Source organism: Photorhabdus sp. RM323S, from assembly GCF_042879375.1.
GTDB lineage: Bacteria > Pseudomonadota > Gammaproteobacteria > Enterobacterales > Enterobacteriaceae > Photorhabdus > Photorhabdus tasmaniensis.
Window position 1 is genome coordinate 1 of the sequence record NZ_JBHFKZ010000017.1, and the last position, 12,059, is coordinate 12,059.

The 12,059-nt window shown below is 41.8% G+C and carries 11 protein-coding genes; 3 read left to right on the forward strand and 8 right to left on the reverse strand.

Translation table 11 applies throughout. From position 1 onward, the window contains the following. The coding region (gene bla, locus ACGF7G_RS09665) for a class A beta-lactamase (RefSeq protein WP_387465029.1) at positions 1 to 772 on the reverse strand (772 nt) is incomplete at its 3' end. A 434-nt stretch (positions 773 to 1,206) separates the two neighbouring features. On the opposite strand from bla, the gene ACGF7G_RS09670 reads away from it, so the two are divergent. Beyond that, positions 1,207 to 3,060 (forward strand): polyurethanase, encoded by a 1,854-nt coding sequence (locus tag ACGF7G_RS09670; protein ID WP_387465031.1) that lies wholly within the window; start codon positions 1,207 to 1,209, stop codon positions 3,058 to 3,060. A 116-nt stretch (positions 3,061 to 3,176) separates the two neighbouring features. On the opposite strand, the gene ACGF7G_RS09675 is transcribed toward ACGF7G_RS09670, so the two are convergent. After that, positions 3,177 to 3,410 (reverse strand): hypothetical protein, encoded by a 234-nt coding sequence (locus ACGF7G_RS09675; protein WP_208862165.1) that lies wholly within the window; start codon positions 3,408 to 3,410, stop codon positions 3,177 to 3,179. 138 nt (positions 3,411 to 3,548) lie between these two features. Between ACGF7G_RS09675 and ACGF7G_RS09680 the strand changes: the two genes are divergently transcribed. Next, positions 3,549 to 3,866 (forward strand): hypothetical protein, encoded by a 318-nt coding sequence (locus tag ACGF7G_RS09680; RefSeq protein WP_387465032.1) that lies wholly within the window; start codon positions 3,549 to 3,551, stop codon positions 3,864 to 3,866. A gap of 121 nt (positions 3,867 to 3,987) precedes the next feature. Here ACGF7G_RS09680 and ACGF7G_RS09685 read toward each other — a convergent pair whose 3' ends face one another. From ACGF7G_RS09685 to ACGF7G_RS09705, 5 genes are all read right to left on the reverse strand, one after another. Beyond that, positions 3,988 to 4,428: an OsmC family protein gene (locus tag ACGF7G_RS09685; protein ID WP_387465034.1), complete on the reverse strand. Its 441-nt coding sequence runs from the start codon at positions 4,426 to 4,428 to the stop codon at positions 3,988 to 3,990. A gap of 120 nt (positions 4,429 to 4,548) precedes the next feature. Beyond that, positions 4,549 to 4,983, reverse strand: a complete 435-nt coding sequence (locus ACGF7G_RS09690; protein ID WP_387465036.1) for a DUF29 domain-containing protein — start codon at positions 4,981 to 4,983, stop codon at positions 4,549 to 4,551. 102 nt (positions 4,984 to 5,085) lie between these two features. Beyond that, on the reverse strand, positions 5,086 to 6,294 hold the full coding sequence (gene tyrP / locus ACGF7G_RS09695; RefSeq protein WP_387465038.1) for a tyrosine transporter TyrP: 1,209 nt from the start codon (positions 6,292 to 6,294) through the stop codon (positions 5,086 to 5,088). Between the two features lie 44 nt (positions 6,295 to 6,338). Then, complete coding sequence (locus ACGF7G_RS09700) at positions 6,339 to 8,258, reverse strand: pyridoxal phosphate-dependent decarboxylase family protein (protein ID WP_387465040.1); 1,920 nt, start codon at positions 8,256 to 8,258, stop codon at positions 6,339 to 6,341. A 457-nt stretch (positions 8,259 to 8,715) separates the two neighbouring features. Continuing rightward, positions 8,716 to 9,732, reverse strand: a complete 1,017-nt coding sequence (locus tag ACGF7G_RS09705; RefSeq protein WP_387465042.1) for an NAD(P)H-quinone oxidoreductase — start codon at positions 9,730 to 9,732, stop codon at positions 8,716 to 8,718. A 360-nt stretch (positions 9,733 to 10,092) separates the two neighbouring features. Between ACGF7G_RS09705 and ACGF7G_RS09710 the strand changes: the two genes are divergently transcribed. Continuing rightward, positions 10,093 to 10,779, forward strand: a complete 687-nt coding sequence (locus ACGF7G_RS09710) for a hypothetical protein (protein ID WP_387465044.1) — start codon at positions 10,093 to 10,095, stop codon at positions 10,777 to 10,779. A gap of 46 nt (positions 10,780 to 10,825) precedes the next feature. Here the strand turns inward: ACGF7G_RS09710 and ACGF7G_RS09715 are convergent, their stop codons facing one another. Then, positions 10,826 to 11,596, reverse strand: a complete 771-nt coding sequence (locus ACGF7G_RS09715) for a glucose 1-dehydrogenase (RefSeq protein ID WP_387465045.1) — start codon at positions 11,594 to 11,596, stop codon at positions 10,826 to 10,828. Positions 11,597 to 12,059: the final 463 nt, after the last annotated feature.

A 12,059-nucleotide genomic window follows, 5' to 3' on the forward strand; every position in this document is an offset into this window, starting at 1 on the left:
CCGGGGGCCAAAGTACGGCGACATCATTATTGGTGCCATAATCACCGCTACCCGTTTTGTCGCCAACTACCCAACCGACCGGTGCTCCGGCACGAATACTGGCATTTCCTGTGGTATTCCCTTTGAGCCAGACAGTCAATTGTTCACGTTGTGGTGCAGCTAGAGTCTCTCCAAGCACGATTTTCTTCACACTGGCCGCCATTGCCGCTGGAGTGGTGGTATCTCTGGGATCATCGGGAATAGCGCTGTTCAAATCAGGTTCCCAGCGATCGAGCCGGAACGCAGGATCACCAAGACTTTGAGTAAAGTGGTTCACGGCCTCTACCCCCCCTAATTCTTTAATTAACAAGTTCGCCGCAGTGTTGTCACTGTATTGCAACGTTGCGGCACATAATTGTGTGATACTCATACCTTGATTCAGATTTTTGTGGGCAATTGGTGCATAAGACAGTAAGTCTGACTCATGGTAATTGATATGTTTTGCTAACAATTTTGATTGGGACATGCTTTTATGCAAAACCGTCGCTACAAGTATCAGCTTGAAAGTACTACAGAAAGGGAAACGTTCATTCCCTCGATATTGGATCTCTTGACCATTAGCAGTATTAATCAATGTCACCCCCAGACGGCCTTTTGTGCTGTTTTCCAACTCGGCAAGCTGTTGATGCAATGATGAGGAAATAGCACCAGCCCAAGCTGGAAAAGTGAAGTTGATCAAAGGAAGAGTAATACCTGCTAATAACAGCGAGCGTCGCAATGGGGAATGTTTCATGTTTAGATCTCGTAGACTACGTGAGGAAAAGCACATTATAGAGAAAGAAAAATTTATCGCACTAACAGTAACGACTTAGTCATGACGAGCTCGTCGGTGAGATTGTATAAAAATTCGCGCAATATTAATCTGTTATAAAATTTTCCCCTATTTATCCTTAATACCAATTTCAAATTACATATGTCCATCTTAACCATCAACGGTGATAGAGAGGTCAGAACGTTTATTCTCATTTGAGCTTCCATTTAACACACAAACAATAATTTTGCAATATCAATCCAATGAAAATATCAAATTTTCATGATGGCTCACTAATTTATAAATTAACAGATGGTTACTCTTTAAAATTCTCATGTAGATCTATACTTACCTAGTTCGTTAATATTTTTAGAACACTCTTTTAACCTTATTTTAACCTTACAAGGATATGCATCATGGGTGTTTTTCAGTACAAAGATTTTGATGACACGACTTCTAAAGAGTTATTTTCTGACGCTAAAACTATCTCCGGATATGCTTACCATAATCTGGGTAGTGGATTTGCCGAAGGGTATTACAACTATGGTTATGGTTTGGGAATACCATTAACGCTGGTGACTGCACTTATCGGTAGTACAACCTCGCAGGGTGTTTCGACTAAATTGCCTTGGAACCCAGATGCGGAGAAACAAGCACGGGATAAACTAAACGAAGCGGGATGGTTTACTATCAGCGCTGATGAATTGGACTATAAGGGTAAAACGGATGCTCGAGGGACCTTTTATGGCGAGAAATCAAGTCATTCCACTGCCCAGGCTGAGGTGATGGGGAAATATGATGCCGATGGTAACCTAACATCAATTGGTATTGCATTTCGTGGCACCAGTGGCCCCCGGGAATCAATAATCACCGATACATTCGGCGACATTATTAATAATGTGTTGGTAGGTTTAGGGAAAACAGAATATTCGAATAACTATACACCAAACGCTTTTGGCCGACTGTTAGATCACGTAGCCAACTACGCCAAAGCTCATGGTCTGACTGGGAGCGATGTTCTGGTCAGCGGCCACAGTTTGGGTGGGTTAGCGGCGAATAGCATGGCGGGGTCCAGTGAGACGAAATGGGGTGGGTTTTACTCTCAGTCGAACTATATAACCTTTGCCTCGCCATCTCAGTATGAGAAAGGCAACAAGGTGTTGAACGTGGGATATGAGAATGACCCAGTATTCCGGGTTCTGACGGGTACCAGTACTACGGCGGCGTCAGTGGGTGTGCACGATGCGCCAAAGGATTCAGCTACCAATAATATTGTCAACTTTAACGATCACTACGCATCAACCGCGTGGAATCTATTGCCCTTCTCTATTGCCAACCTGTCAACCTGGGTTTCGCATGTAACGCCTTTCTATCAAAGCGGCATGCAACGGGTTATGGATTCAACGTTTTATGACTTTACCCATAAAGACTCCACTATTGTCGTTAGCAATCTTTCCAACGTCACGCGTGGCAATACCTGGGTGCAAGATTTAAACCGGAATGCTGAAAAACACACCGGCAGTACTTTTATTATCGGAACTAACAGCAACGATCTGATTAAAGGCGGCAAAGGCAACGATTATCTGGACGGTCTCGACGGTAATGATATATTCCGCGATGACGGCGGGTTTAACATGATTGCTGGCGGTAAAGGTCACAATACCTTTGATTTACAGAAGTCGTTAAAAAACGCGGAAATAGCCTATGACAAGGCGGGGACATTGTATCTGCGCGATGCATACGGTGATATCACTATCGCCACAGATATCTCCACGATAAGAAGCAAGGAAAGTACCTGGCTGTTTCTGACCAAAGAAGTGAATTCACAGGTCAGAGCCGACGGTTTGCATTCCAACCAAGGGGTGAAGCAGTACGCCAATTCGGTAACCGGTAACGATGGGAATGATACCCTTACTTCCAAAACCTCCGGCTCCTGGCTGTTCGGCCTGGATGGTGACGATACTCTGATCGGCTTCGGTAACAACAATGTCTTTGTCGGCGGTGAAGGTAACGATGTGCTGAAAAGTCAGGGTAATAACAATACCTTCCTGTTCAGCGGCGATTTTGGGCAAGATATTGTTTACGGCTACAATAAAACCGACAAACTGGTATTTCTGGGCACAGAAGGCAGCAGTGACGAAAAAAGTAGTTATCTGGATCACGCTACGATGGTGGACAATAATTTAGTGTTTACATTTGGACAGAACTCAGTCACTTTGGTTGGCGTCAGTATGGATAGCCTGTTCGCAGACAATATAATATTGGCATAACACAAAGATCATGCGGATATCCTTATCCATAATGTGGTCATGAAGAATGGCCACATTATTGGCAAAACAGGCGTTTTTACTTAATTTCTGCTGTAATATGTTCTGTAAATGATGAGTTAACCACGGCATATTTCGCCTGCCATGCTTTTGATAATGTTGTCGGAAACGTTTAGAAAAATGACTTGGGCTGGAATAATCGCGATATATTCTTCTTTTTCTCCCTCTGGTGCAACGTAATGCAATACACTCTCTGCTGCTTCTATTCCCTCAAGGCAAGCAATGGTCCAGGCAGCAAGATAGTGGGAAGCGAGACATTTATAAAAAAGAGGGCTTTTAAAAGTTAATTTCAATAAGGTTAACGAAAAAACATTCTTATATTATTTATTAAAACAAATATCTTTTATATTGGCAGTAAATTGGTGCAAAGATTATTCGTATAATCTACACTTCAAAACACCAAATTCTTTATTGTTAACCAGGAATTGAACATGAAAAAATTAATATCTATGCTATTTATTTTCATTGGTATGATTAGTGCCCCGGCATTCTCAGCGGAAACGAATAGTGGCGTTGTTAGAGTTGCAGAAATTAAAGCTGATTGGGACAATCCTGCTCATTATCTTTATACATTCAGTGGGAATTTAGTCGGTAACTGTGGAAAACCAGGTTATATTTGGTCAGGTTCAAGCTCTGAAAATATTAATAAGCTATTAAGCCAAGCTTATGCACAAGGTTTAAATATTAAAATTGGCATGGAGAATGCGAGTTGTAATATAACTACCGTTTACATCATTAAACAACAGTAATTAATTCCCACATTATTATCAACAGGGTAAAAAGCGTTAAAACCCTCCGCGTCATAGTGGAGGGTTTTTAAATTAACTTAAACAATCTTTCCTTTGTGGAATTATTTCAACACGACGCCTATTATTCACAATATATTTCAGTGGCGAAACTTGGCGTATTTTCAATAGTGTCATGAACCGGGCAAGTTTTATTAATAAAATCGACAAAGGCATGAATTTCTTCTTCGCTATTATCGGCTTTAATATAAAATTTTGTGACTATTTTAGAAAAACCTAATTTCGCTTGTTTATTTTTACCAGTGAAACCATCAGTATCAAGTTCACCTTCCAGATCAATGTGAATATCAATTAAATTAATTTTATGCAGTTTAGCAAAGGCTTTTGCTACGATACATTTACACGCTCCCAGGGAACAGAGCAGAGCCTCAACAGGATTCATCCCCTGGTCAGTACCGCCTAAATTACGCGGTTCATCTAAATAAAAGGAGAAATCTCTTGATGTACATTCAACTTTCAATCCAGCTACAGATTTTGCTGTGGCAGTAAATAGTTCTTTCGCCATGATCCAACTCCTTATAATCAACATTCGTTTTTCGTAAGATCAAACACTGATTGTTATCATAACTTTTAATTTTTCTTTTTTGTTTTTAAAATGCTTATCTTGCTTTCAGCATCACAAATCTTAATCAGGGTAAAACTCAGAAGACAGGATTTGGGAAATACTCCAAATACATACATCAGGAAACACATCCAACCCCGTTTCATTCATTGCTGAGGCAACGGCTTTCGACCAAACAACATCAATCCAATCTGAATCGCTTAATTTCATCTTTAAACTGGGTGATTCTTTTAAGCCATAAAGAATTTCTTTTCTTTGAGCTTTAATTGTTCTTTCCCAACTTGTTCCTCTATAACTTGGTTGATATTTCCATTTCAGTAAATGAGCAATTAATACTCCCATGCGGCTAGCCAACTCACGCTGCTCACTCTTACCCACGTCTTCGATCTCCTCAGCAATGTTGACTATGTCAATCTCAGAAAATTTACCGGCACGCAATAATGCCGCCTGCTCATTTGCCCAGGCGACTACATCAGTTTCGTAACGTGTATGATTCATAACTGCCCCCACTAATAGGCTTGCCATACAGATAATTCATATGGCAGTTTGTCAGAGAATACATTCCTGGTCAAAAAAGAACTTATCTTCAAAACAGAATGTTCATCCCACTTTCGGCAGCATCCCACTCACCAGCGCGATCTGAATGGCTATCACTGCAACACCACAGGCAAATACCAATGCCAATACTGGTTTACCGCCTAATACCCGATACCGGCGTTCATTGTGCTGGCGGGATCTAAATGCCAGCAGGCTGGGTAATACCAGTGCTAAAATGGATAAAGCAACAGCGGCATATCCCAAAGCCATCACAAAACCTTTTGGATAAAACAGTGCGAAAACCAATGGTGGAGCGAAAGTCAATAACCCGGTCTGCACACGTCCTGTTATATTATTTTTGCGTTTAAACAGATCACCCAGAAAGTCAAACAGACCAAGTGCAACACCAAGAAACGAGGTAGCAAGTGCCAAATTAGCAAACATTTGTACTGAAAGCTCCGTTCTCGGTGAAGCAACAACTTCACGAATACTGTGTAATAAGCCATTCAACCCTGAGTTTTCAGCTAAAATACCAACAAATGTGACGGAATTGATACTGCCCAGCGTCGCTAATTGCCAGAAAATATAAGCGAGTAGCGGAATGGCGCTACCGATAATAAACACCCAACGTAATCTACGTATATCTCCCCCCATATATTTCACAATGCTGGGAATACTGCCGTGAAAACCAAACGAGGTGAAAATCACAGGAATTGAGGATAATACTAATCCTTGTTCTAATGGCATAGTCAGTAAGTTGGTATGCTGAACATGCGGTATCATCAGCCCCAACATTAATATCAGGAAAATAATTTTTGCACTGAAAAGTATTCGGTTAACCATATCTACTGAACTGGTGCCAATGCAAACAACTCCACCGCCAATCACAGTAAACAGCGCAACACCGATTGAAGCAGGCCAGGATAAATCAAACCACTTATTGAGGTTGGTTGTCAGTAATTCCCCTGCACCACTGATATATGCTGATGTCAGCGCATACATCAGAAACATCATGCTGAAACCTGCTAATATTTTACCACTACTGCCAAGATAACGTTGGGCCAACGTTCCCAATCCCGTATCAGGAGACTCATACTGATAAACTTCAACCATCAATAATGCGGTATAGCTCATCAAAACCCACAATCCAACCAGCATGATAAAACTTATACCAAATCCTACACCGGCTGTTGCCAATGGCATGGCTAGCATTCCAGCACCAATCGTAGTCCCGGCTATGATAAAGGTACTTCCAAGAGTACGGTTTTTCATATTTTTTCCCTTTAAATAAACAGCAAATGTTTCATAATAGAAAATCAGGCGTCTTTCTTTTTTTCTTCTTCATCAACGACTTGAGTCAGTTTTTTAATAAATATCTTCTGGAGCCGCTGCCAATACTCGTCAAAATCATCAGTATTACGCAAACAATGGGTCATGACTGCGGCACGCAATAGATACAGACTGTGAACTTTCTCCCACTCTTCTCGACTGAAACCACAGCGTTCAACATAATGCCAGGGTGTATCACCATATTCCCTATGAACAAGGGAAGTGGATGATGTCAGAAAATCATTAGTGTAAGTACGGCCAGAGGCATATGAGCAAAGCTCATACATGCGTTTATTAAGGCGGTTGTGATGCCCCAGATCGTCATTGCCTTGCTCTTTAAAAGTAAAATTGACCATATGGAAATCAGGATGCGGCATGGCATGAATTTCAAAACGACGTTTACCAACAACAAGGGGTTCTGCCATTAAAAGTTTTTTAATCATCCAATTGGCTGCCACAATGCCTGAAGCAATCACTTTTCCATAACCGCTGATATTCAGTGGAACCAATCGATGGGCAGCCCACATTGCGGCTGCGCTAGCCCCGGCTTTTGAACCCTCCATAATAGAAGCGCCGAGCACCACATGCTGATCAGCGGATTGCTCCGATTGCGCCTCAACGTCTTCAAACACATAAGCAGCACGGTAGGAAATCAAGTCAACAATACGCTTATCTTTCATACATACCGCACCGGCTGCATATTGAATGAATCCAACTTTATGCGGGTCTACGGTAATCGAATCAGCCTGACACATTGCCCTGAAACTTTGATAAAGTTCAGGCTTAGGCCAAATAATATCTTCAGGAATAATGTCTAATTCACGATAACGGCAGATAAGTTCATCATATTCCATAAACTCCCCCTGCCCGTTAAGAAACATTGCGTTGGCATACCCTGCATAAGCAGCATCAATATGCAAATAAAATGAGACACCGTAACGCTCTTCACACTCTTTGCGTAGCGCAATAACTTCATCAACCCGATCAATAGCACCAACCTCAGTGGTTCCAACGACGCTCACCATAGCCAAAATCGGTTGGCCCTGCTCTATCAGGCTGAATGTGATTTCACGCATTTTTTCAACATCAGTACGATAGTTTTCATCTACCGGCAGTGAAACAATGTGCTCTTGACCTATCCCCAGAACATCCATCGCTTTCATCCATGAATAATGCTTCGACTGCGGAACCAGAACTTTGCCAAGCATTCCTGGCTTTACCCCGATACCACGGCAAGAAAGTTCACGAACTTCTTCGAAAATACCACGCCGTTTTAATTCATCAGTCAAATCCAGAATATCTGATGACGACATATTCAACAGTTGTTGCTCTGATTTATTCTCGACCAGATCACAAGATTGCGGGTGTTTTGCAATGGCAAGCGGCATGGTTTTTAAATTACGCGCAACCCATAACCCCTCATAGTTGGCAACGGTTCCACCGGATGTAATATGTCCCCAGGCCCGGCGGGTGTCATAGCCAAACATCCGGCACAAATCCAACCCTGCTTCAATTTCCAGCCCGGTTGTTGTCGGAGATGACTCATGAGCACAGTTGTTCGGGTTGTACATCATCGCCATGACATAGGCGAGATTAGAAACCATTAAAGTATCAGCATTGATATGCCCCATATAACGGGGAGAAAACCAGGGAACAGAGGTGTTTTTCAATTTTGCTGAGAGTTGGTTCAGAATCCCCTCCGTTCTATACAGGGTTTCTCTGTAATCAGGTTCATAACGATCTACTGAAGTTACCAAGGCGGGATCTTCCGGATGAAAATCAGAACGCCAGTGCATATGCTCACTGACGGCATATTCCATCATTTCTCTAAAAAAAACTGCATTTTCTGATTTAGGGCCTAAAAACAACGCATCAATGTTTAAGTGCGAAGTAAACTGCTTACTCATAATCACATACCCTTTTTAAACTGACAAAAACGACTGCCAGCAACAGAGAGATTTCAATTTTCTTTATTTATTAATGAAATCACTATCATTCTCTGATGAGCAGACAGAAACTTTTATGTCACCTGACTTACAAAAAGCTGGTCATACCTTAGTAATCCAGACATTAAAAAAAACCTATCAGGTGAAATTGACTAGTCATTAACATATCTACAACCAATCGTTTGTTAATAGATATAGTCCACATTTGTTAAAATATTAATAATAATGTTAAATATAAATTCTGATTTTGTGCGCGAGGACAAATAACGGATAAAAATCAATCATAAAACAGAGGGAAATAATAGCTTATTAGATATTAAGCTTATTAATTATAAGGACTTTTTCTAACATGAAACTGTTAATAGACAAAATACAGGGCTACCCGTTGAAAATAGCCCTGATTTAAGAAGAAGTACTTTTAAGACGATACATTTACCAGCATCACTTTGCCAATAACATCACCGGCTTCCATCATACGATGTGCATCAGCGGCATCTTTCAGATCAAATACTTTACAAATTAATGGGCTGACTTTTCCTGATTTCAGTAGTGGCCAGACATGTTTTTCCAATTCCCTGGCTATCTCTGCTTTTTCTTCCACACTGCGTGAACGTAATGTAGAACCTGTATGAGTCAGACGCTTTTGCATTAAAGGCATCAGATTAAGGTTTTCAGGATTTCCTTTCATCATACCAATCTGAATAATTCGCCCGAACTTAGCAGCAACTTGATAATTCTTATTGACATAATCACCACCGATTAAATCGACAACCACATCAACGCCGTGATTACCTGTTATTTTCAATACCCGATCAACAAAATCTTCTTTTCGATAATTAATAACAAAGTCAGCGCCTAAGCTGTGTGCAACTTTAGCCTTCTCATCCGAGCCGACGGTGGTAATCACTTTGGCACCGAAGGCTTTTGCTAACATAATAGTGACACTCCCTATCCCGGAAGTTCCTCCATGAATCAGCAAACTTTCTCCCTGTTTCAACTTGCCAGTCTGGAAAACATTAGCCCAGACCGTAAAAAAGTTTTCCGGCAATGCCGCCGCCTGCACAAAATCCAAGCCATATATGGGTAAAGCAATGGAATCATGTACCAGACAATATTCAGCATAACCACCGCCGGCAACAAGAGCGCAAACTTTATCGCCAATATTCCAGCGTTCACAACCTCCACCTTTGGCAACAACTTCTCCTGCAATCTCTAAGCCAGGTAATGGAGAGGCATCAGGTGGCGGTGGATAAGAACCCATTCGCTGAAATATATCAGGCCGGTTAACACCCGCCGCCGCCACTTTAACGAGCAAGTAGCCTTTTTCTAATCGTGGTAATGGCGTTTGAACCAGATGCAATTTCTCCGGGCCGCCAGGCTTAACAATGCTGATCGCTAACATATATTGGGGTAATGAATTGATTTGGCTGTGCATACATACCTCTTATTTCTTCTGACGATCCTTTATTATGGATTTCGTTTAATATGATAAGTGGGATTTGAAGTGCCGTAGGACAAAAAACCCATTAAACCATGACCATAACAGAAAACTGTTACATGACAAATATGTGAACAACTCAGAATAGTCATTACAGCATCATTGTCGGTTATCTGTTTGTTTTCTGGATGCAAAGAATATGCCCTTGTTTACAAGCAAGTGTTATCCTGAGTTATACAATTAAACCTTCCAGCGATGATGCGGGTACATGTAAAAGAAATCGGTGACAAAACTTCCACATTTTACAACTTCATGTATGCTGGATTCTTAAAATCGAAAAATACCATTGAGGTGCGAATGGAGACAATAGCCGAAGGATCCAATAACCGGGTAATAAAATCGACAAGTGGGTTTAACCAATCTGAACTTATCAAAGCACGCGTCACTAACCTTGCTGACCATTTTATTGAAGTACTTAGAAAAAAAGATCCGGATAGTATTCCCCTATTATTAACTTTGCCTGATGACGAATTTTGGGCGGAAATCAAAGGACGTGCCAGCTATATTGAAATAGTGGAAACGACCACTCTGGAGAAGAAAAAACATGAGGAGTTCATTGAAAGCAGAAATGCTTTTCTTACCTATCTTGGGGAATTCGGCGGAGTCTACAAGTCCAGCAAAGTTGCTGACATTTTAGGAGTGACCCGCCCCACAGTAAATAAGTATGGTGAGAATCATAAACTCATTGTATTAAACTGGGGAGTTGAAAATTTATATCCTGTTTTCCAGTTTTCAGTCAATAAAAAAACCAGCGATAAAGGATACTTAAAAGGCGTTCCAGAAATACTGGCTAATATAGGAAAAATAAGTGATGTCAGGAAATGCTATTTTTTCATCCATAAAATCAATACATTTGATCTTGATATCGGTATAGACGGATCCACAACAGTACTGGATATTCTCAGAAATGGCGCGTCTAATGATAAAATTACTCAGTTGGTGAGACTGGCGCAGATCTTCGGCTCTTCTGACACAAAAGCCTGAGCAAGTGTTATTTACGCTATGGTGTAAAATCTGAGCCAATAAACGATCACAACACCACTGTTTGCCCACCATCGACAAGTAGCGACACACCCGTCACAAACGACGCAAGATCCGAGCCTAACCACACCACCGCATTCCCAACCTCTTCCGGCTCACCTAGCCGCCGGAGTGGCATCCGTTCACGCAACACATCAAACGTTTTGGCGACTTCAGGCGAAGAAAGAGGAAGCGCTGTATTGATCAACCCTGGGCATACCGCATTGACGCGAATACCCGATGGTCCAAAAGCATCAGCCAACGCAGCTACCATCATATTTACGCCCGCTTTGCTGGTGGAATAAGCCGTCGTGAGTTGACCTGTCCTAATGGATCCCATACTCGACGTTGCCACGATACTCCCACGTTTGCCCAGTTTCATCATCTGTTCAGCCGCCGCCTGTGCACCGAATAGAACGCCATCAAGATTGACAGTAAGCAACTTATGAAAATCATCCGAACTAATTTGTGGGCCATCGGTAGCTAACGCGATTCCAGCGTTGCAAGCCATCAGATCAACACCACCGAACGGCGTAGAAACATCGACCAATGAGTCCATATCACTGCGTGAAGTGACATCACACCGATGAAATATCACTTTCACACCCATCGAACCAAGGCGCTGGGCCACCGGTGTACCTCCTTCACGAGGTTGATCTGTGATGTCACCGATGATCACGGTCGCTGCGCCATGACGGGCAGCCGCCAAAGCAATACCCGCTCCGATGCCACTTGCCCCACCAGTGACAATCACCACTTTACCTTCTAGCATACGGCCCATGATGCTCCTCATTATGTTGTGTTACCAAGAGACGGTGTGATATCAACCGTTGTTTTATGGTATACAAGCTACCTCTGATGAGATTATTCCGGCAACGTTTGAAAGAGGTGTTTCGGTGGGATAATTTTGGTTTTATAAGTTATGTCTCACTTTTCTTGAGCGGTTTTTGGCGTTGATTAAGCAGGCGTGTCATCATCTATCATCTGACCTGGTACCCATCCTCCTGGATGTTTAGGCCTTTCATATTTATCGTCAACAATAAACCGAGTTCCTTTGGTGAACATGCTGGTGCGCCAATCCCTCCAGTATAATGCACGTTATGCAGGAGAAATGGGGTAAATGATGATAGCGATCAAGTGTAAATATAATTTAGATCACATTTTCTTGTAAACTTATGTTAAAGAAAAATGTTACACGTAGAGTTATAATAAATTTTTGCGTCATATCTTGGCAAGATTATTTC